We start from the raw sequence: 21,274 nt of genomic DNA, 5'->3' as shown, positions 1-21,274 counted from the left end.
GCGGCCCCCGCGCCGCGCACGACCTGATTGAGGATTCGTTGTGATCGATCGCCCTGATACGCCCCATGCCGATGTCCTCCTCGACGGCATCTGGGAGGACGAGGTGACCCCGGACGACCTGGCGTCGCGGGCGTTGTCCGCTGCGCAGGCGTCGTCCTACGCCTTCCGCGTCGCGAGCGAGGGGACCACGGCGACCGCTCAGCTGGGCGAGGTCGACGTCTCCGAGTTCCTCGAGTCCGAGACCGGCAAGTGGGCTCAGGGCTTCATCGGGATCGTCCGTGTCGGCGAGTCGCTCGTGCACGTCTCGCACGCTCTCGGCGAATTGGCGCGCAGCCTGCAGCAGGTGAACCTGGAGCAGTCGGAGATCGTTTACCAGGTCGAGGCCGACATCGAGGCCGCGCAGCGACAGTCCGCTGTCGCCGGCGTCGACCCCGCCGACCGGATCGCCGAGTTGATCGCGGCGGCCCGGGCGCGGGCCACTGAGGTCGCCGACAAGATGCCGACCCCGGAGCAGTCCACCAGGCGGAAGAAGCCCGCCGTCGGTCTGGTCAGCGGGTTCATGGCCTTCGGCCGGGTGCCCGGCACCAGCACGGAGGCCGGCGAACGCAATGGTCGCGTCGCGCGCAACGGGCACGCCCGCAACGGCGAGGCCCGCAACGGATACGCGGTGCGCGACGCCCGCGCAGCACAGAACGGACACGCCGAGCGGAACGGTCACGCGGAGTTCGACGAAGCCGCGCAGACCAACGGGACGACTGCGCACGAGGCGATGGTCGGGGATACCGCGTCGGCCGCTCCGGCGTCCGCCACCGAGCAGGATGTCGCGGTCCCCGTCGAGCAGGACGCCGCCGCTGCCGCGCAGAACGCCTTCGCGAACTCGGGCGACGAGACCACGCTGGTCCTGGGTTTCATGTCCTTCGGACGCACACCGTCGAGCGCGCTGCATCAGGAGGCGGAGGTCGTCGAGCCGGCGGAGAGCGTCGGGGTCGACGCCGACGAGTACGTCGCTCCGCAGATCGAGGATGCCCCGCCCCCGGACGCTTCCGCCGCGGCTGACTCCGATCTCGGCGTCGCCGAGGTGACCGACTCCGACACCGCCGACGTGGCACCGGTTTCCGAGATCGACGAGCCGGCCGCTGTCGACAGCTTCATCGACCTCGGCAGGGTGCCCACGGCCCGCTCGCTACCGTCCGCTGACGACGCGGTGGTGCCGCAACCGCTGATGAACGGCTTTCTGGCCTTCGGGCGAACGCCCGCGGCGAACGGGAACTCCGCGGCAGCCGTGCGCGCCGAGCCGTCTGCGGCGTCCAGCGGTCCGATCCCGATCATGCCGCCGGCGCAGTTCGTGCCGATTCCGGCGTCGAGCCCGGTCGTGGACGAGGTAGTGGCGCAGGCGGTCGACGAGGCCCCCGCCGCGCTTCCCCTGGCCGACCGGGCCAGGTCCGTTCCGGCGCCCGCGGTCGACGACGACTTCCTCGCGTTCGGACGTGTGCCGTCCACCGGTGCGTGGGCGGGCGCGGGAGCGGTCCCGACGGTGCCGTCGTCGCGCGCACCCGAGGCGGCCGCGGCCGTCGGGCCGACCGAGGAGATCGAGCGGGACGCGGTCGAGACGGGCGTCGAGCCCTCGGCGCAGGACGTCGACGATGTGCGCGATCTCGGCCAGGGTGCGCCGGACGAGTCCGTGGACCCTGCGGACGTCTCCGTCGAGACCATTGATCGTGTGGAGGATCCCGCCGCGGCTGACGTGGAGATCGCGGACGACGAGATCGCGGACGACGAGCACGACGACGAGCACGAGGACGCTGAGATCGCGGGCGAGGAGACCGTGGTCGACGAGCACGAGGCCGAGATCGGCAGTGCCGGAATCGAGGACGGCTCCGTCGACGATGCGGCCGATGCTTCCGGCACGGACGTCGACGCCGTCGAGGTGGCAGCCGCGCCCGAACCCGCGGTCGACCCCGAGCCCGCGGTCGACCCCGAAGCCGCGGTCGACCCCGAGCCCGAGCCCGTCCGGCCACAGCGCCCGGTGCGGTCGACGGTCAAGGCGGTCAAGTTCTCCGACCTGATGAAGGCCGCGGGCAGGAGCCCCGTCGCCGCCGCGCCGGTGCCGTTCGCCGTAGCCGCGGCCGCGGACGAACTCGCGGCAGTGGAGCCGCCGGCGGAGCCCGCGGCCCCGGTCGCACCCAAGGCCCCGCCGGTGCTCGCCACCGGACCGGCGATCCTGGGTCGCACGGAACCGCTGGTGCTGAAGAAGCGGGCGTCCCCCGCTGTGCAGCAGGTCCACGATGCGGTCGCCTCGATCCTCGGCTCGCTGCGCGGCTCTCCGCACGGCCCGGACTCGGGGTTCCATTGGGCCGCGGGATTGCTCGAGAACGACGCGGAGACGATCATGGTCGTCACGACGTCGGACGCGGGTTGGCTGCCGCCGGGCGTGGTGATCCCCGCGGGCGCGCGCGTCGTCTGGAACATGCCCACCGGCTACCGCTGGGCGGCCATCGACGACCCGGTGCGTCTGCTCATCGAGTACGCCACGCTCGAGGAGTACTCGCTCACCGCCGTCGCCACCACTCACCCGAGCCGCGTGTACAGCGCGGTCGTGGGCGCCGAGAACGTCGTCGGTGTCGATCGACCGGGCATCCTCCTCCCGGGAGGCCGCGGCAGGCTCGAGGCCACTGTCTCGCCGGCTCGGCTGCAGCACATCCGGTCGTTGAACTCGGACGAGGCGGGTCGTCAGGCCCGGGCACTCGTGCGTGACCTGGAGTCGCTGGCCATCGCCCCGGAACACGCGATCGGGATCGAGGCCGCCCGGCTGGATGCGCGCTGCTTCCTCGAGGCGAAGGGGGAGGTACCGCCTGCGGTGCTCGACCAGCTGAACCGGGACGAGCAGGCGCTCGGCGACGTCCTCCGCCTCGATCGCATCCCGGCCTCGGCCGATGATCTGTTCCGCAGTGCGCCCGATGCCCGCAGGTTGCGGGACCGCATGATCGAACGCGCGATCGTGGTCACGACCCTCGCCGCGGCGTACGGCGACGTCGAGTCGGCCCTCTACGCATGGACGTTCGCCCGGTTCCTCGCGGGCCAGGACCAGGACTCGACTCAGGCACGATGACGACATCGAATCCGACTGCCCAGCGGTACTTCTCGCTCGGGCTGCGATCGCTCGCGGCGCGTACCGATACGAAGGAGCCGGCTCAGGCCTTCCGTCTCGCCGTCGAGGCCGACCCCACGATGTGCGATGCATGGATGGGCCTGATGGCCGTCGACAGGTCCCGACTCGGCGATCCCGCAGCCGCTCGCGGGCTGCTCGATTCCGCCCGCAACTTCGGTGCGGAACTGCGGCGCAACGGCATGGTCGTGGATCCCACCGAGGGTGCCCTCGGGCTCAAGATCCCCGTGCAGATGGGGGTGGTCGAGCTCGGGATGCCGGTCACGGATGTGACCTACGCCCGTGCCGGCGCAGCGGTGATCCTCGCCCAGGCCGGCTTCCTCGCCGAGGCGGCGCGGGAACTCACGCGTCTGCAGCGCGAGGTGACCGCCGACTCGCCGGCGCAGCGGAACTACCTCCGCTACCTGTGGATCTGTCTGCTGGGCCTCGCGCACCGCTGGCCCGATGTCCTTTCGACGGTGTCCGACGGCCGCGAGCCGCTCTGGGTCTCGCCCGAGACCGACGGTGCCGTCCGGTTCTGGCAACTCGGGGTCACGGCGCTGACGGCGCGGGCCCTCGTCGGGACCGGCGACGCCCACCAGGCGCTGTCCGCGACCAGGACCGCGCTCGCGTCGGAGGACTTCAAACTCGTGCAGGCGAGTCTGATCGTCACGCAGGCGTACGCCCTGCGCGCCACGGGCGACGAGGAGGGCGCCGTCAAGCTGGTGCGCGACGCCCGTGCGTGGATCTCCAACCGCGCCGATCTGGACCACGCGGCCACCGGGAGATCCTTGGAGGTGGTCACCGCGCAGTCGATGACGACCCGCACCGACCCGTGGAACCCGTCGTCGGGTACGACCGCGCAGGAGATCGAGCAGGAGACGCTGGATCGGCAGCGCGATGCCGTCCTGGCCGACGCCTGGCGCGAACTGGACGGGCTCGTGGGCAGCCCCGACGTGAAGTCGCAGATCCGTCGTCTCGCGTCGAAGGTCGAGATGGACCGGGAGCGCAAGCTGCTCAGCGAGGAGCTCGGGGAGGAGTACAGCGAGGAGGAGATGCGCCTGTCGGCGATCATCACCGGCCCGCCCGGCACCGGCAAGACGACCGGCGTGCGGATCCTGGCGAAGCTGTACTACGGGCTCGGCGTGATCGCCCGTCCCGAGGTGTTCGAGCACCAGCCCAGCGACATGATGACGGGCTACGTGGGGCAGGCGGGTATCCGTACCAACAAGCTGATCGATGAATCCCGGGGCGGCCTGTTCTTCCTCGACGAGGCGTACGGGCTCGTCGCGGGTGACGGCGAGGACCAGGCCTCGCGCTTCGGTCGCGAGGCGCTCGAGGCGCTGCTGGCGCGGATCGAGAACGAGGGCGACAAGCCGCTGCGCGAGAAGGTGGTCGTCGTGCTCGCCGGGTACGACGATGACATGAACCGTCTCCTACAGGTGAATCCCGGACTCCCGCTGCGGTTCCCGACGCGGATCTCGTTCAGCTCGTTCTCCCCGGACGAGTTGGTGGCGATCGCGGAGTCGGTGGCGGCGAGGAGTCGCGAGGAGCTGGGGGAGGGTGTGCGCGCCTATCTCGAGGAGCACAACAAGCGGCTCGCCGAGGTCAGCGCCCTGGATCTCAAGGGGCGCATGTGCTCCGGTGTGGACCTCATGTCGAATGCGCGTTTCATGCGCACCGTCATCTCGGGCGCACGGGGCTTCCGCGATTTCCGGGTGAGCGCCATCGACCGCTCGATGCTCTCGACCGAGGAGAAGCGCGCCCTGCTGCGCACCGTCGAGCTGGAGGACGTCCGGCTCGCGTACGAGGAGACCCTGCGCGTATCCCCGAACTTCCCGTGGTCGGAGTGGCACTTGTTGGCGGAATGGCAGGCGGAGGCGAATGGCTGAGACGACCCCGGACCCGTCGAACACGAAATCGGGCCTGCAGGAGCGGGTCCGCGGATTCCGGCTCACCTCGAAGTACCAGAAGTCGGGCGAGGCGTACCTGCAGCGCCGTAACGAGGAGGCGCTGGTCCGCCGCGATACGCGGTGGATCGACGACGTGAAGAAGTACCAGGGTTCGCCCCTGTACATCGCCCTCGCCGCCGGCCTGATCGGTGTGCTGGGCTGCGTCATCGGGGCGGTGATCTTCCCCGCGGGCAAGGTCAAGGACGGCGACATCATCCAGGACAGCCAGACCGGTGCGTTGTACGTGAAGGTGGGCGGCGCGCTCAGCCCGATCCCGAACGTGGTCTCGGGACAGCTGATCATCGGGTCCCCGGCGAAGCCGGTGCAGGCCAAGTCGTCGGAGATCGAGAAGCTGCCGCGCGGACCGATGGTCGGGATTCCATACGCCCCCACGGTGATCCGCAACTCCGACAGCACCTCCTCGCGGTGGACCGTCTGCGACACCACGGCGACCGGATCGGCTGTGCCGCTCGATCCGTCGACCGGCCTTCCGACGACCGCCACCTCGGACGTGAAGGTGACCGTCATCGGCGGGGAACCGACGCCCGCCGACGGTACGGACGAACTGACCGGCGACCGCGCCCGCCTCGCGACCTTCGACGGCCAGACCTGGCTCGTCTACGAGCACGACGGAGTCGTCGGTCGCGCACGGCTCGACCTCGGCAACTCCGCGATCCGGGAGACCCTGGGGATCTCGATCGACCAACGCGTGATCCCCATGTCCGCGGGCCTGTTCAACGCCCTCGCCGCGCGCGAGCCGATCGACGTCCCGCCGATCAGCGACCTCGGGAAGCCGGTGCGGTTCCCCAACTCGGACAAGCTGCTCGTGGGAACGACGCTGCGAGTCCCGACCGTCGACGGGAGCTGGACCTATTACGTCGTCGCCGCCGACGGCATCCAGCAGATCGGGCAGACCGCCGCCGCCATCCTGCAGACGGTCTCGCCCGTCAAGAGCGGCGTCGTGGAGACCGAGGCCGCCAAGGCGAACCAGTGGCCCAAGGTGGGCGGCCGGATCGCGGTGGAGCACTTCCCGGCGGGCAAGGTGCGGATCGAGGACACCACCGCCGACCCTGTCACGTGTCTGGCCTGGGCGCACGACGGCGACAAACCGACTGCGTCCCTGAGCGTCCTGGTCTCCAGCGGGCTGCCACTGACCCCCGAGCAGAACGGGGCCCGGATCCCGCTGATCGGAGCCGCCGGATCGGCGGGCACCGTCGCCGACGATGTCTACCTGCCGGCGAACAGCGGCCGGTACGTGTACGCCACGGGCTCCGCGCAGGACTCGCGGGAGCACAGCGGCGAGTTCTGGATCGCCGACACCGGGATCCGCTTCGGCATCGACGATCAGGGCTCGAACGAGGTCGGATCCACCGCGAAGGCGCTGGGCCTGCGCAACCCGGTTCCTGCGCCGTGGACCATCGTGAGCCTCCTGGCGCAGGGGCCGACGCTGTCGCAGGCGAGCGCCTCCATCAAACACGATGGCGGCGCGCAGGACCCGGTCGTCGCGAAGTTCGATCCACGCGGCACGAAATGAGGGACGGACGATGAGCAGGCAGGTCTTCGAGCCCCCGCTGCACCCGAAGAAGGAGCCGCGGGTCATCAAGAAGGAGGTGGAGGTCCGCACCCCGGACACCATCGACGAGGTCGACCCACCCGGCAAATGGCGCACGGTGATGATGCCGGTGATCATGGTGGTCGCCGTGCTCGGGATGCTGTTCATGATGATCCGCATGAACCGGGGCTTCAACCCGGTGATGCTGCTCATGCCGATGATGTTGCTGTTCGGCATGTTCGCGTACATGGGCGGAGGCCCCGGCGGCAGCGGCAGCAAGTCCAAGGGCCAGCTGCTGCACGACCGCAAGCAGGCGAGTCGCTCGATCGGCGCCTCGCGGGAGAAGGCCCTCGCACGCGGCCGCAACTACTACGACGCGCTCGCGCACGCCTATCCGGACCCGGCCGTCGTGGCCTCGCTCATCGGCACGGAGCGGATGTGGGAGGTCGGCGACGGTGACCAGGAGCGACGGAGCCGCTTCACCGCGGCCCGGTACGGGCGGGGCCGCATCGTGCCCAAAGCCAAACTCCTCACCCCCGAGGCGCCGGACGGCGAGTTCCTGGATCCGGTGCAGTGGACCGAGACCGTCAAGTTCCTGCACACGCACTCCACGGTCGCCGACATGCCGGTCGCGTTCACCCTGCGCAACCTGCCCGTGCTCGGCGTCGGTGGCGATCGGGAGCGCAGCGCGGGCATGGTGCGCGCGATGCTGAACCATCTGGCGATCACCCACGGTCCGGACCGGCTCCGCATCGCGGTCGTCGCCGACACACCCGACGGCGGTCGCTGGGAGTACCTGAAATGGCTACCGCAGGTGCAGCATCCGACGCTCATCGACGCACTCGGTTCGCGCCGCATGATCTACGGCAACTGGACCGACTTCCTCGAGGACCTGGCCGGCGGCGACGAGCAGTCGGTCGCCGAGGGGGACCGCATCGTCGATTACGCCCGACCCTTCACCACCGAGTCGGAGGTCACCGGCCGCACCCGGCACACCGTCGTCATCGTGGAATCCGCGGAGCGGGCCCGGATGACGGACCAGGCGATCGCCTCTCTCGCGGACGTCACCTGGATCCTCATCGCCCCGCCCGACGGCGTCATCGACTCCTTCCCGCACGCGGTGCTCCTCGACGTCGACGAGGCGGGCATCGTGACCCGGTGGGACTCGGACCTCCCGCTGGAGGCGCCCAAGGAGATCGCCCGCGCCGACTACCTCGACCTCGTGGACGCGCACACCACCGCCCGGAAGCTGGCCCGCTGGGAGTTGGAGACCACCGCCTCGCTGCTCTCCAAGGAGCGGCACGACACCGGTCGTGATTGGGCGAACCTCGTGCAGGTCGACGATCCCGGGGCCATCGACGTCGTCGACTTCTGGCAGCGCATCAAGCGGTTCGACGACCCCCGTCGGCTCAACTTCCCGATCGGCTTCGCGCCCGACGGGACCCGGATCTTCCTCAACATGCGCGAGGCGAGCCAGGGCGGCACCGGTCCGCACGGCGAGATGATCGGCACCTCGGGCTCGGGCAAGTCGGAGTTCCTGCGCTGCCTCGTGCTCGACGCGTGCCTGTTCCATCCGCCGTCGATGCTGAACCTGCTCCTCGTGGACTTCAAGGGCGGCGCGACCTATCAGGGCATGGAGGACATCCCGCACGTCGCGGCCGTGGTGACCAACCTCGAGAAGTCCGAGAGCATGGTCGATCGCATGATGGAGGTCATCACCGGCGAGCTCAAGCGGCGCCAGCAGCTCTTCGACAGCGCCGCCGCGAAGTACCCGTCGTTCAACATCATCGGGCTCACCGAGTACGAGAAGGCCCGCGAATCGGGGCACTGCCCGGATCTCGAGCCGATGCCCGCGCTGCTCGTGCTCATCGACGAGTACACCGAGCTCCTCGAGGCCAAGCCCGAGTTCGTCAACATCTTCAGCCAGATCGGGCGCGTCGGCCGGTCCGTGGGTGTGCACCTGCTGCTCGCGTCGCAGAACGCGGAGATGGCCCGCTCCCGTGGCCTGGAGTCGAACATCCACTACCACATCGCACTTCGTACCGGCACCGCCGGCGATTCGCGTGCGGTGATCGGTGTCCCCGATGCGAAGAACCTCCCCGGCAAGCCCGGCAACGGCCTGATCAAGACGCTCCACGAGGACGACCTGATCCGGTTCTACGCGGGATTCACCGGCAAGCCCTACTTCGCGCCGGAGGCGGCTCCCGAGCCGGTGGTCCGCGAGGTGGTCCAACCGACCGCCGACGACCTGTCCTCGCGCGGATTCACGGCCCGCCGCGTGGACATCCCGGACCTCGCCGCCGAGATCGTCGAGGACGACGAGATCGTGCGGACCGAGGAGGAACTGCTCGCGGCGCCGACGGTGTTCACAGTGGTCAAGGAGTTGCTGACGCAGGCCCCCGCGCGCCCGGCCTACAAGCCGTGGCTGCCCGAGCTGACCTCGACCACGCTGGACGCGGTGGCACCGTCGTTGAGCGCGGACGAGTGGGAGGCGCCGAAGGTGACCACACCCGCCACGCTCAAGGCGCCCTTCGGCGTGTTCGACGACCCCGCCAAACACCAGCAGCCCGTCTGGGAGCTGGACCTGTCCGGCGGCCAGGGCAACGTGCTGATCTACGGTGCGCCGCAGAAGGGCAAGACCACGGCGGCGATGACCCTCGTGACCTCGCTCGCGTTGACCCACTCCCCGGAGCAGGTGCAGTTCTTCGTGGTCGACTACACCGGCGGCGGCTGGATGCGACTCGAGGACCTGCCGCACGTCTCCCGGATCGCGACCCGCGCGGAGGAGGATGCGATCAACCGGATCGTGTCCCAGATGTCGGACCTGATCGATCAGCGTGTCAAACTCTTCCGCAAGTACCGGGTCAACTCGATGGCCGAGTACCGCCGGCTGCGCAGCGATCCGGCTGCGGAGGTCAACGCCGAGGACGCCTTCGGCGACGTCTTCATCGTGATCGACGGCTTCGATGCCGCGGTCACCGAGGGCGGCGTGTTCGAGGACAAGGTCGCCGTGTTGGAGGCGCTGGCCTCCGGTGCGCTGAACTACGGCGTCCACTTCGTGGTGACCACCGCGCGGAACACGGTTCTGCGCGGTCTCGCGAGCCACATGCACACCATCATCGAGGGCCGGGTGTCCACCGCGAGTTACGACATGTCCGTGGTGAACTCGCAGCGCAACAAGGTGGTCCCGGACCGGGCCGGTCACGTGATCACGACCGATCGCGAGTTGCTCGCGTTGGTGGCGCTCCCCCGCGCCGACGGCGACAGTTCGCCCGAGACGCTCAGCGCCGGCATCGAGGAGGTCGTCGAGCGGATCCGCCGGGCCAACACCTCCGGCGTGACGGCGCCCAAGCTCCTCGCGCTTCCGGAGATCGTGCTGCAGGACGACCTCTTCTCCGTGATTCCGGCTGCCGCGAGCGAGCGCGAGCGGGTGCGCCTGCCCTTCGGTGTGCGCGAGAGCGACGGCGGCCTCGCCGTCGCGGACTTCGGCCGCGAGGCGCACATGTTCGTGGTGGGCGAGGGCGGCTCGGGCCGATCCGCCCTCGTGCACACGCTGATCGAGGCGATCAGCCGCCGGTATCCCACGATCGACGACGGCGCCATCGCACTGCTCGACCCCAAGCGCGTGCACCGGGGCGCCTTCGCCCCGAACCCGAAGAACCTCGGGCTGCACGGCTCCGACCTCTACGACTTCCTGCGCAGGTGGCAGGACAAGCTCGTGGAGTGGATGGGGGAGGGCGAGACCGACCCGAACGAGGTCACCTACCGCCGCGTCCCCGACGCCGCCGACAGCGCGGCGCTCGCGCGACGGGACTGGTGGACGGGGCCCGAGGTGTTCCTCATCATCGACGACTACGACGCGGTCGTGGCGCGCGGCGACCGCGCCAACCCCCTCACCCAGACCGTGAAGCTGATGAACGACGGTGTCATTCGCGGCTTCCACGTGATCGTCGTCCTCAACGACACCGAGTTCTTGTACAAGGCCAGTTCGGACCCGCTGATCCAGTTCCTGGACACGCACAGCTCGATGGCGCTGGCCCTGTCGGCGGACAAGTTCAACCTCAACATCGCAGGTGAGCGGGGGCAGCGCTTCGGCATCCCGGGCCGCGGGCGATTCCATCCGGGCCGCGGCGCACCGTCGGACATGGTGCAGGTCGCCTGGAACGGGGTGCGGCGGGACGAGTCGGTCGCCGCGGAGGACGTTTGGGGATGAGAATTCTGGACAACCGGGGATTGACGAAGTTTGACAATTCTGTTTTAGTTGCAACTTGAAAATCAAGTAAAGGGGATAGCAGGTGGGCCTGAACGTGGCGCCTATACAGCTCTTGGCAGGAACCAACGAGGTCCTGGCGAACGTCGCCACCACCTCGGGCTTGATCGGTGGCGCCGCGGGCACCATCGGCGCGGTGGTGCCTGCGGGCGCCGACGACGTGTCGCTGCTGGTCTCGGCGGGTTCCGCCGCGCACGCGGCGAACTTCCTCGCGACCTCCGTGGTCGATCATGCGGAGGTGGCCCAGTACGGTGTCAGCCTCTCCGCCGTCGCGTCGACCTACATCATGGCCGACAACGCCGTCCAGTTCTGACGTGAGTGTGATGTCGTGACATTCCCTGCGCTTCCGCCCGAGGTCAACGTGGGCCGCCTCATGTCCGGGGCCGGCCCCGCGCCGGCCACGGCCGCAGCTGCTGCGTGGGCCTCGGTGGCGGCGTCGGTGAGCGCGCGCTCGGTCTTCCTCGGTTCCCTGCTCCCGCGCCTCGCGGCGTCCTGGCAGGCTCCGGAGACGGCGCTGATGACGCGCAACGTCGCGATGTACATGGCGCACAACGAGGCCGTGCGGGTCCAGGCGCTGCTCGCCTCCACCCGGCACACCAAGCAGGCGGCGGACTACTCGGCGGCGCTCGCCGGGATGGCCCAGTTGCCGGAGATTGCGCAGAACCACATCACCAACGGGGTGCTCAACGCGACGAACTTCCTCGGCGTGAACACCGCGGCCATCGCCGCGAACGAGGCGCAGTACGCGGCCATGTGGGCGCAGAACGCGTCGATGATGGCGGTGTACTTGGCGAACTCGGTCGCCAACATGACCTTCGAGCCCTTCATCCCGCCGAAGCCCATGGCCACGGCCATCGGCGTACCGATTCCCGCCGCCGCGGCCGGCGCCGCATCGGTCGGCGATGCGGTGGTCACGAAGATGACCCTCGCGGCGCAGGGCGCGCAGGCCACGGCCAGTATGCTCGCGATGCGCGTCGCGGGTGGCGTGCTCACCGGCACCAAGCTCGCCCAGAGCGTCGCGATCAACGCGCAACGGTTCGAGCAGGTCGCGTCGAACGCCGCCACCGCGGAGTCGCAGTCGCGCGACACTCCGGGCGCCGTGCGCTCCACCACCGGACAGCGGCTGGGCGGCGCGCTCGTGCAGCAGCTCGGCGGTACCGCGCCGCAGGTCGCGGGTGTGGCGGGCGGCGTTGCGGCCACCGGCGTCCAGCAGGTCCTGCAGGGCGCGGGCGGGGGCGCCCAGGCCGTCGGCGGCGGCGTGGCCGGCGGTGTCGTCTACCAGCCGATGAGCGCGCTCATCGGCGGCGTCAGCGCCGAGAACCGCACCGGCACCGTCGGGTACTACGGAGCCCGGCCCGGGTCGCCCACGCTCGAACGGATGTCCCGCGGCGAGCGGTCCACGAGTTCGGCGGCGGCCCTGCGGGCCGTGCCGGGAGCGACCGCGGCGCTGCCGCAGGTGGTGGCACCGTCGAACTGGATGACGGACGGCCTGACGGTGGCTCCCCCGCCCCCGCCCGTCCCGCGGGTGGCGGTCGAGCCGCTGCGGCCCGTCCTTCCCACGGGGACCACCGCGCCGGTCGCGCGGTCGAAGGGCAAGCAACGTGAACGGATCGTGGTGCCGGACACCGCGGCCGTCCCGGTCTATCAGGACTCGGTGCCCGAGTTCGAATCCGTTCCCGTCGACGTGCCGGCGAGTGGGGAGGCGCGCTGATCCCCGCCGTAGCGAACATCGACCGACACAACTCTGAACTGGAGGAATCATGCCCCCGCAGATCTACGAGCTGAACACCGTCACGCACGCCGCCGGTACCGCGAAGACCCACGACGTCGCCGCGACGACACTCGCGAACATCAAGTTCGTGCGCACGACGGCCGAGGCCTACCGCGCCGCCAACGCCGGTGACACCACGAACAAGGCCTCCGCACACATGGAGGAGCTCATCGCCGTGTGCAACGCCGAGCAGCAGAAGCTCGAGGCCGTGGCCGAGGCCCTGGGCCGCAACGGCGGCCTCATCTCCAGCACCGACGGCGACGCCGGCGGCCTGTTCACCGGCTACGTCGTCTAGACCGCCGCTACCACCGAAGGACAACGACGATGACCTCACCCTTGATCAAGGTCGACTACACCAGCTACGACGTGACCTCCCTGTCGCTGAACAAGGCGGCCGCGGTGGCCGACGCCAACATCGCTGAGCTGACCGCGAACAACACCGCGAACCTCAACGCGGGCAACTGGGTCGGTGTGGACCAGGAGAGCTACCAGCACGTCCACGAGGTGTGCCTCAAGGCCAACGAGAACCTCGCCATGGCGATCCGCAAGACCGGCGTGAACATCCAGACCGCCGCCACGATCCATCAGGCCGGCCAGGCGCAGGCCGCGGGCCTCTACGGCGTCTAGAACGATCGGGGCCGGTCGTGTGCCGGCCCCGCAGGGAACCAGGAGGGCGGGTAGCTGTGCTGCGCGAGGAACAGGCGGCGAAGCTGTCCGCCTTCGCCGTCGACGTCGACGAACTGCTGCTGTTGATGCGGCTGTCCGATGTCACGGAGTTGGCGCCGATCGTCCTGGCGGTCCACCCCACCGTCTACCGGCCGGACGACCAGCTGATGGTCGACCTCGCCGTGATGCCCGGCCTCCTCGCGGCGGGCCTGGTCGACGGCGCGGGGCGCGTCGATGCACAGGTGGCGCAGTGGCTTCGGGTGCTGCAGTCGCCGACCGCCGAGCTCGCGATCCGCGTCTTCGACGGCGACGCGGTGCTGCGCGGGGCGGCCGTGCGGCGCGCCGGTCAGGTGGTCGTCGCGTTCCGCAACGACGATCAGTTCACGGTCCAGGGGTTCACGACCGACCGCGAGGACTTCGACGCGACGATCGTGGAACCCTTCTGGCGAGTGCTCGGTGCCCGGGAGCCGGCCGAGTTCGACTCGCTCACCGTCGACGCCGCCGAGCTCGCGGAGATCGTCGCGACCTTCGATCCCTCCGTGGGCGACGCCCGCAGTGAACGGGCCATCCGCGGCAGGCTACGGGAGCACGACCTGTCGCCGCAGACCATCGACCTCCTGGTGGAGGTCGCGCGGTACTCCGGTCGACGGACCGAGATCGTCTACCACCGTGTGGATTCCAGTGGCGTTCGGGTGCAGGCGCGGTGGGCGGTCGGCGTGATGGACACCGATTCCGGCCGCGTGCTGTCGACCACGCAGCGCGGATCCGGCGGGTTGCTCGACGTGACGATCAGCCCCGGGACCCGGCGGAGGTTCGCCGAGGGGCTCGTGGAACTGGTCGAGCGCGGCGGTTCCGCCGGATGGTTCGATACCGCGAACTGAGAGCCCCACCCCTCTGGCTCTCTGACCTGCTCGTGTATTAATCTGCAAACATACTGATGAGTAAGAGAGGTGCAGTCCATGAGCGACGCAGCTACGAACGTTCGGGTGCCTTTTGTGCCGCAAAACGGCCATGGTGAGAACACCACCGCGGCCCCGGTGCTGCCCTCGACCGATACCGCCGCCGCGCCGGTGATCCGCCCGACCGCCCCCGCCGGACTCGTGTCCGAACCGGTGAGCGGCGAGTGGGAGGAACCCGCACTGCCCGAGGTCGATGACCTCGACGTGGCGGGCGTCGTCCCGACCGTGGTGGCGAGCTCACCCCTGGTCGTCCCCGGAGACGAGCGGCCCACCGCGGAGCAGCCCGTGATCGACGACGAGCCGGTGGGCCCGTCGACGCCGGCCGCGTCCGTCGATGCCGGCGGTGCCCCGACGTCGGATGCGAAGGCCGGGGTCCCGAAGGCCGACGAGGCGGTCTCGGACCGGTCCGAGCCCGCGCCGTCCGACGAGCCCGCGCTCCCCGCGCCCGCGGCGGTTCCCGCCGAGAAGGCCGCGCCGAAGCCCGTCGCCGCGCAGGTGCCCACCCAGCAGGGCGCGGGGGTCTCGTCGCCCGTGCCGGTCCCGCAGCAGTGGCAGGGGCAGAACGGGTTCGCGAGCCCGCAGGCCCCACAGGCTCCCGCCGCGCAGGCCGCTCCTGTCCAGCAGGCGCCCTTCCAGCCCGTGCCGCCCACCGGTCAGTTCCAGGCGCCCCAGGCGTCCGGACAGATCCAGCGCCCGGCGTCGCCGCAGCCCTTCGGGCAGCACGGCGCGCCGGTGCAGAACGGCCAGGCGCCGATCGCTCCGCCCCAGCACCAGCAGGCCCCGATGCGTCCGATGGGCGAGTCGGTCTCGGCGCCGATGTCGACGGCGTCGTCCTCGTTCAACCAGCAGATCCGGTTCTCGGACGCGGCGGTCCGCGTGTCCGGCTGGCGCGCCTTCCTGCGCCGGATGGGCCTGGACATCGGCCCCAGCGCGAACGATCAGGAACACGCCGAGCTGGTGCACCGCATCCGCGTCCCGAAGAACAAGTTCCACGTCACCAGCGTGTTCGCCGACAATGCCGGTGGCACCCTCATCGTCGGTGTTCTGGGCCAGATCCTCGAGCGCACCCGCGCCGACAACGTCGTCGCCCTCGACCTCGATCCCGACGGTGGCGACCTCGACCAGGTGACCGCGTGGCACCAGGGCGGGTCGACGGCGCGCACCCTGATCCAGCAGAGCGACCTGTCGGACCGCAACCAGGTCGACAAGCACCTCGCCGTCACCTCGACCAACCTGCACGTGCTTCCGAGCCCGTGGCGGTTCAACGGCCGCGACGTCGCCGATTACGACGACGTGCTGGACCTGTACTCGATCTTCCGCCCGCACTACAGCCTCGCGCTGGCCGACGCGGGCCGCGGCCTGCAGACCCTCACGGGAACCGGTGTCCTCGAGATCTCCTCGGCGCTGATCCTGCCGGCCTCGGCCACCACCCGCGGCGTGCGCAAGGTGGCCGCGACGATCGACTGGCTGCGGCACCACGGCTGGCACGGTCTGCTCGCGAACACGATCGTGGTGATCAACCACACCAAGCGGCGCAGCAGCGTCTCGGTCGAGCAGTTCGACGAGTTGTTCCGGGCCGGCCAGAAGCTGCGCGTTCACGAGATCCCGTACGACCCGCACCTCGACTCCGATCAGCCGATCGACCTGGACCTGCTGCGCAAGCGCACGGTCCGGGCCTTCGAGGAGTTGGCCGCGGACCTGGCCGACGGGTTCAACTCGGGCTACGAGCCCCCGGCAGCGCAGAAGCTCGCGGAGCTGCAGCAGGTGCGCACGAGCGAGGGACGCTAGCACGAGATGGTCTTCCCGATCACCCCGGAGCCCGCAGCCGGTACGCAGCAGGCGGGCCCCGGGCGGTCCGCCGTCCCCGAGCAGGTGCGCGTCCTGGTCGAGGTGGGGGAGAACTCCGTCGAGCGGAGCCTACTGGCCCGCCGTCGGCTGTCCGTCGTCATGGATTCGGTGATCCCGGGGCTGGAACAGATCTTCCCGGACCACGACTTCTCGACGACCGGCGCGTGGACCTTCGCCCGCGAGGGCGGCACCCCGCTGGCGCGCGACAAATCGCTCGGCGACGCCGGCGTGCTCGACGGTGACCGGTTGATCCTCGCGGAGACCTTCTCGACGCAGACCTTCCGCCCGCTCATCGAGAGCACCGCCGACGCGATCCAGGAGTTCTGCCGGCAGCGGTTCCGCCGGTTCGAGTCGACGACGGCGCGGGTGCTGGGCCTCGTCGCGCTGGTGCTCGGCGCGGGGGTGTTCGCGGCACTGGTGCTCACCGCATGGTTCGCGCACTCCAGCGCCCTGTGGTGGTTCCCGGTCGCGGCCCTCGCCGCGATCGCCGTGGTCCTGGCCGCCGTCTCGGCGGACCGCCAGTACGGCGCGCGCCAGGTGGCGTACGCCCTGCAGATCGCCGCGGTCCCGGTCCTGTTCACTGCCGGGTTCGTCCTCATCCCGCCGGACGGCGCCGCCGACGGTGCCTTCACCGCCGCCAACGTCCTGGTCGGCGCGCTGTTCGCGCTGATCGGCGTGGTCGTGCTCGGGCGCGCGAGCGGGCTCGGCGCCGCGGTCCTCGCGGGCATCGGACTCGCCACCGCCGTGACGGTGGTGGCGAGCGCGCTGTTCGCGTACACGCCGCTGGAACGCCCGGCGATCCCCGCGATCGGGGTGATCGGCGCTCTCCTGCTCGCGAACTGGGCGCAGGGGTGGGCGCTGATGCTCGCGCGCGTGCGTCCCGACACGCTGCCGCCGCCCGGCGAGGACATCGACCGCGGCGAGCTGGACGCGGCGTATCACGTGGACACCTTCGACGACGAGACCACCACCGAGCTCGCCCGGGCGCAGGAGAACACCGGCCTGGAGCGCAAGGCGCGCACCGCCGCGAAGCTCCTCACGGGGTTCTACGCGGCGATCGCGTGCGTGCTCGTGGTCTCGGCGCTCACCGTCCTGGTGCCGCACAGCCACTACTTCTGGGGCGAGGTCGCGATCGCCGCGCTGGTCTCGGTGATCTGTGTGCTGCGCGGCCGCACCCTCGACGACCGCGTGCACGCGAGCGTCTTCTTCGTCGCCGGATTCCTCGTGGCCGCGGGCCTCGCGGTGATCCTGATGACCGCCGTCGATTCCGATCTCGCACGCCTCGCGGTGATCGTGGTGAGCGCGATCGCGCTCGCCGCGTTCGGAACCGGTGCACTGCTGCTCGCCGATCGCGTGTCCACCGACCCCGCCGGCCACGGCCGCCCGCTGTCCGCGCGCCTGATGGGCCGTATCGAGTTCGGCGAGACCTTCGCGATCTTCGCCGTGGTCATGCTCGCGCTGTGGACCACCCGGGTGTTCGCGGTCATGCGTGAACTCGACCTGTCGTTCCTGAAGTAGAGGGTCCGTGCGCGCTATCCCACAGACGGCCGTCGCCCTGGCCGCCACCGTCACCGTCGCCATCACCGGGAGTTGGGCACCCGCCGTGTCCGGCGCCGTGGTGCCGCCCGTCGCCGACATCGGTGGCGCCCCGCCCGATTCCGACGGTCCGGAGCGTCCGCTGCGGTACAACAATCCCCGCTGCGTGGAGCCCGGCGTGCTGCCGAACTCGAACCTGGCAGCGGCACCGGCACCGTCGAACACCCTGCGGATCGACGAGGCGCACAAGTTCGCCACGGGCGCGGGCGTGACGGTGGCGGTGCTCAGCACCGGCGTGCGGGCGCAGGCGCGGCTGCGCGGCCTCGACGGTGCGGGCGACAACATGGTGGCCGCGGATCGCGGTCTGGTGGACTGTGATTCGACGGGGACGCTCGTGGCGGGCATCGTCGCCGCGCAGCCCGCGGCGGGCGACGGTTTCGTGGGAGTGGCGCCCGACGCGCGGGTCGTCTCGATCCGGGTCGACTCCGCGGCCTTCTCCCTGCAGAACACGCCCGCCGACGACGCGGATCCCAATCAGAGCCGAGCAGCGGTCACCACCCGCAGCATCGCCCGGGCGATCGTGCGTGCCGCCAACCGCGGCGCCAAGGTGATCCTGGTGCCGGAGCCGGTGTGCATGGCCGCGGACAACCCGTTCCGCCAACGCGAGATCGGTGGCGCGGTCGCGTACGCGTTGCGCGCCAAGGACGCGCTGGTCGTCGTGGGCGCCGGCGCGACGGACCGCAAGGGCGGCACCGTCGGGGCGAACGACTGCAAGGCCAATCCCGACCCGGACCCGGGACAGCCCGACGATCCCCGCGGCTGGCGGACGGTGACGACGGTCGCCACCCCGAACTGGTTCGACGGCCAGGTCCTGTCGGTGGGGGCGACCGACGCGCAGGGCACGCCGCTGGCCGGCTCGCTGAACGGCCCGTGGCTCGACCTGTCCGCCCCCGGCGCGGGGCTGGTGTCGCTCAGCTCGCGCGGTGGGGACGGCGTGGTGAACGGCGTCCCGTCGGAGCGGACGCTGGTGCCCTTCGCGGGCCCGGAGTTCGCGGCGGCCTACGCGGCCGGGACCGCGGCGCTCGTCCGCTCCCGGTATCCGCAGCTCAAGGCGACCGAGGTCGCGGCCCGGATGGTCGCGACCGCGCACGCCCCGGGCCGCGGCACCGACAACAAGGTCGGCCGTGGCCTCATCGACCCGGTCGCGGCGCTGACCGCGAACGTGCCCGCCACGGACGCCGACATCGACCCGCAGTCGGTGGAGAAGCTGCTCGTGCCGCCGCCTCCGCCCGAGCCGGACACGCGGCCGCGGCGCATCGCCGCGATCGTGGCCGGTGCGGGCGCGATCGCGCTGGTGGTACTGGGCGGCCTCGTGGCGCTGACCCGCCCCGGCCGGAAGCGGAGGGCGTGATGGAAGCGACGACTCCCACTCATCCCGAGATCGCCCGACTGCGAAGGCTGTTCGGTATCCGAGTCACCCTGCGCCGGGCGCTGGTGTGGGCCGTGCTCTCGACCCTGCTCGCGGCGGTCCTCGTGGGCGCCTGGCCCCTGTGGGCCGTCATCGCGCTGGTCCTCGCGGGCGCGCTCGTCGCCTTCGTCTCCGTGCACGGCACGGTGCTCACCGAGCGGATCGGTGCCCGGTGCCGCTACCTGCGCCGCCGGCGCCGTGCGTCCGGCGGCATCCCCGGCCGCGTGATCGATGTCGACGGCTGCGGCGTCCGTCAGGGCGACGGCTACGACCTGGTCTCGGCGATCGAGCTCACGGCGGACCCGTCGGAGACCCGCCTGCGCGAGGGCCGCGCCTACGCCGCCGATACGGTTCCGTTGGACCTGCTGGCGACGATGATGACGCAGTACGGCCTCGATGTGGACATCGACGTCGCGTCCGTGGGCCGCCGGGTACCTCCGGGACCCGCGTACCGCGCCTCCTACGCACAGGGCGTGCGGTTCTACTCCGCCATGGCGGAGCGTTCCACGTGGCTGGTCCTGCGGGTGAACACGCAGCGCAACCTCGCCGGCATCGTGCGCCGCGGGCCCTCCCGCACCGCCGGCCCGAAGGCCCTCATGGCCGCGACCCGCCGCCTCGAACAGCGCCTGCAGGAGCGGCTGATCCGCGCCCGCGTGCTGCCCGCCGCGGAGCTCGCGCGCCTGGACGCGCGCATGACCTTCGGCGCGGATCCCCTGGGCGGCACCGAGAACTGGCAGAACATCGAGCACGGCACGGAGTTCGCCACCACCTACCTCGTGGACCCCGTGCGCACCTCCACCGACAAGCTCGACCGCTGGTGGGGTCTCGACAGCGACAGCACCGCCGTGGTGCTGCGCCTGCGCAAGGCCACTGCGCAGTCGCCGGTCGAGATCAGCGGACTCGTGCGCTACGACACGGCCGTACCGATCGTCGACGACCTCGACGACGCCCTGGTCCCCATGCCGGGCCGCCAGATGGAGCTCGCCCGGGGCACGCTGCCCGGCGGCGGGTCCAGCATCGTCGACCTGCCGTCCGCGCCGCTCACCGATCTCGGCGCCGTCGAGATCCCCGTCGGCCCTGCGGGTCCCGTGTGGGGGATCTCCGGGAACGATGCCGTCGCGCTGCCCCTGTTCGACGGTTCGCCCGTCCCCGAGACGCTGCGCGTCGAGTTCGCGACCGAGCTGATCGCGCTGCAGCTGGTGCTGTTGCGCTCGGTGGGTGCGGGCGCGTCGGTCGCCGTGCACACGAGCCGTCCGGACCAGTGGGCCACACTGGCGAGCACTCTCGCCGATCCGGCCCGGTTCCGGATCGCCGACGGTCCCGCCGGGCGCCCGGCGGACATCACCGTGCTCGACGGTGTTCCCGCCACCGCGGTGCCGGAACGCACCATGCTGACCCTCCGAGCCCCCGGCGCGGTGCTCGTCGACAGCAAGGCCGACCTCGTCGTCGAGCAGGTCTCCCCGTCGAAGCTGCGGGTCGTGATCGGCGACCGAGGCGCCTTCGAGGTGGTCCTCAACCCCACCGACGAGGAGCTGCGGTACTGCGACATGCAGGTTCAGCAGTCCGTACCCGTGGTGCCCCTGCCGCCGCCCCCGCGGATGCCGCGTCAGGCGCCGACCCAGCCGCGGCTCACGCCCGCACAGCCGCCGGTCACCGGACAGGCGCCGGTCGGTCACCCGATGCAGGTCCCCCCGACCGCCCTCCCGCCGCAGACCGCCGTCCCGGCTCCGCCTGTCCCGGCTCCGCCGGTGGCGGCTCCGCAGCAACCGGCACGGCATGCGGTGCCACCGCGGTCCGAGCAGCCGCGGCCGGGGACGGGCGCACCGTCGACGCCGCCCGCGCCGCCGGTCCGGGCTCCGCGCCCCGTCCGGCCGCTCCCCCCTCCGCCCTACGAACGGGGTAGCGGTGCTCCCCGTAAACAGGGGGGGAACCGATGGGTGCGTCCGTCGCAGGACCAGGGCGGTGACGGACCGGCCCGCCGTCCGGTGCGTCCGCCGACCGCACCGCGATGGGGTCAGTCCACCGAGCGCCCGCCCTCCGACGAGCCGCCAACCTCACGTTAAGCGGCTCGCAACCTGCAGCGCGGTAGATTCATGACGCTGTAGAC

The 21,274-nt window shown here is 71.0% G+C and carries 13 protein-coding genes; all 13 read left to right on the top strand.

The window, feature by feature from the left end; translation table 11 throughout:
* Nucleotides 1-40: 40 nt before the first annotated feature.
* The 13 genes from ABZX10_RS10785 to eccE all read left to right on the top strand — a co-directional run bounded on the left by ABZX10_RS10785 (nucleotide 41) and on the right by eccE (nucleotide 21,230).
* A complete protein-coding gene (locus ABZX10_RS10785) occupies nucleotides 41-3,109 on the top strand; it encodes a hypothetical protein (RefSeq protein WP_355538591.1) in 3,069 nt (1,022 codons plus the stop codon).
* Nucleotides 3,106-5,037: an AAA family ATPase gene (locus tag ABZX10_RS10780; RefSeq protein WP_355538588.1), complete on the top strand. Its 1,932-nt coding sequence runs from the start codon at nucleotides 3,106-3,108 to the stop codon at nucleotides 5,035-5,037. Before ABZX10_RS10785 ends, ABZX10_RS10780 begins: the two co-directional genes overlap by 4 nt.
* Nucleotides 5,030-6,631, top strand: coding sequence for a type VII secretion protein EccB (eccB, locus tag ABZX10_RS10775; protein WP_355538585.1), 1,602 nt, complete (start codon nucleotides 5,030-5,032; stop codon nucleotides 6,629-6,631). The genes ABZX10_RS10780 and eccB overlap by 8 nt, the downstream gene beginning before the upstream one ends.
* Nucleotides 6,632-6,641: 10 nt before the next feature.
* Complete coding sequence (gene eccCa, locus ABZX10_RS10770; RefSeq protein ID WP_355538582.1) at nucleotides 6,642-10,862, top strand: type VII secretion protein EccCa; 4,221 nt, start codon at nucleotides 6,642-6,644, stop codon at nucleotides 10,860-10,862.
* A gap of 82 nt (nucleotides 10,863-10,944) precedes the next feature.
* Nucleotides 10,945-11,232, top strand: a complete 288-nt coding sequence (locus tag ABZX10_RS10765) for a PE family protein (RefSeq protein WP_082778137.1) — start codon at nucleotides 10,945-10,947, stop codon at nucleotides 11,230-11,232.
* A 15-nt stretch (nucleotides 11,233-11,247) separates the two neighbouring features.
* Nucleotides 11,248-12,630 (top strand): PPE family protein, encoded by a 1,383-nt coding sequence (locus ABZX10_RS10760; protein WP_355538578.1) that lies wholly within the window; start codon nucleotides 11,248-11,250, stop codon nucleotides 12,628-12,630.
* 49 nt (nucleotides 12,631-12,679) lie between these two features.
* Nucleotides 12,680-12,985 (top strand): hypothetical protein, encoded by a 306-nt coding sequence (locus ABZX10_RS10755; protein WP_068573712.1) that lies wholly within the window; start codon nucleotides 12,680-12,682, stop codon nucleotides 12,983-12,985.
* Nucleotides 12,986-13,014: 29 nt separating this feature from the next.
* On the top strand, nucleotides 13,015-13,317 hold the full coding sequence (locus ABZX10_RS10750; RefSeq protein ID WP_068573714.1) for a hypothetical protein: 303 nt from the start codon (nucleotides 13,015-13,017) through the stop codon (nucleotides 13,315-13,317).
* Between the two features lie 56 nt (nucleotides 13,318-13,373).
* On the top strand, nucleotides 13,374-14,237 hold the full coding sequence (locus ABZX10_RS10745) for an ESX secretion-associated protein EspG (RefSeq protein ID WP_355538573.1): 864 nt from the start codon (nucleotides 13,374-13,376) through the stop codon (nucleotides 14,235-14,237).
* Between the two features lie 78 nt (nucleotides 14,238-14,315).
* On the top strand, nucleotides 14,316-16,103 hold the full coding sequence (locus ABZX10_RS10740) for a hypothetical protein (protein ID WP_355538570.1): 1,788 nt from the start codon (nucleotides 14,316-14,318) through the stop codon (nucleotides 16,101-16,103).
* A 6-nt stretch (nucleotides 16,104-16,109) separates the two neighbouring features.
* The gene (gene eccD / locus ABZX10_RS10735) at nucleotides 16,110-17,681 is read left to right on the top strand and encodes a type VII secretion integral membrane protein EccD (protein ID WP_355538567.1); all 1,572 of its coding nucleotides are present in this window, start codon (nucleotides 16,110-16,112) and stop codon (nucleotides 17,679-17,681) included.
* Between the two features lie 7 nt (nucleotides 17,682-17,688).
* Nucleotides 17,689-19,110 (top strand): type VII secretion-associated serine protease mycosin, encoded by a 1,422-nt coding sequence (gene mycP / locus ABZX10_RS10730; RefSeq protein ID WP_355538564.1) that lies wholly within the window; start codon nucleotides 17,689-17,691, stop codon nucleotides 19,108-19,110.
* Nucleotides 19,110-21,230, top strand: a complete 2,121-nt coding sequence (eccE, locus tag ABZX10_RS10725; protein WP_355538561.1) for a type VII secretion protein EccE — start codon at nucleotides 19,110-19,112, stop codon at nucleotides 21,228-21,230. Before mycP ends, eccE begins: the two co-directional genes overlap by 1 nt.
* The last annotated feature ends 44 nt before the right edge of the window (nucleotides 21,231-21,274 follow it).

Origin of the sequence: Tsukamurella sp. NPDC003166 (genome assembly GCF_040611135.1) — a bacterium.
Lineage (GTDB): Bacteria > Actinomycetota > Actinomycetes > Mycobacteriales > Mycobacteriaceae > Tsukamurella.
Note: the sequence above shows the minus strand (reverse complement) of the source record. Positions and strands in the feature narration are given on the sequence as shown.

Excerpts from the sequence above, each read along its gene's own strand:
- ABZX10_RS10780 (WP_355538588.1), top strand. The coding sequence starts at position 3,106 with ATGACGACATCGAATCCGACTGCCCAGCGGTACTTCTCGCTCGGGCTG.
- eccB (WP_355538585.1), top strand. The coding sequence starts at position 5,030 with ATGGCTGAGACGACCCCGGACCCGTCGAACACGAAATCGGGCCTGCAG.
- eccCa (WP_355538582.1), top strand. The coding sequence starts at position 6,642 with ATGAGCAGGCAGGTCTTCGAGCCCCCGCTGCACCCGAAGAAGGAGCCG.
- ABZX10_RS10755 (WP_068573712.1), top strand. The coding sequence starts at position 12,680 with ATGCCCCCGCAGATCTACGAGCTGAACACCGTCACGCACGCCGCCGGT.
- ABZX10_RS10750 (WP_068573714.1), top strand. The coding sequence starts at position 13,015 with ATGACCTCACCCTTGATCAAGGTCGACTACACCAGCTACGACGTGACC.
- ABZX10_RS10740 (WP_355538570.1), top strand. The coding sequence starts at position 14,316 with ATGAGCGACGCAGCTACGAACGTTCGGGTGCCTTTTGTGCCGCAAAAC.
- eccD (WP_355538567.1), top strand. The coding sequence starts at position 16,110 with ATGGTCTTCCCGATCACCCCGGAGCCCGCAGCCGGTACGCAGCAGGCG.
- eccE (WP_355538561.1), top strand. The coding sequence starts at position 19,110 with ATGGAAGCGACGACTCCCACTCATCCCGAGATCGCCCGACTGCGAAGG.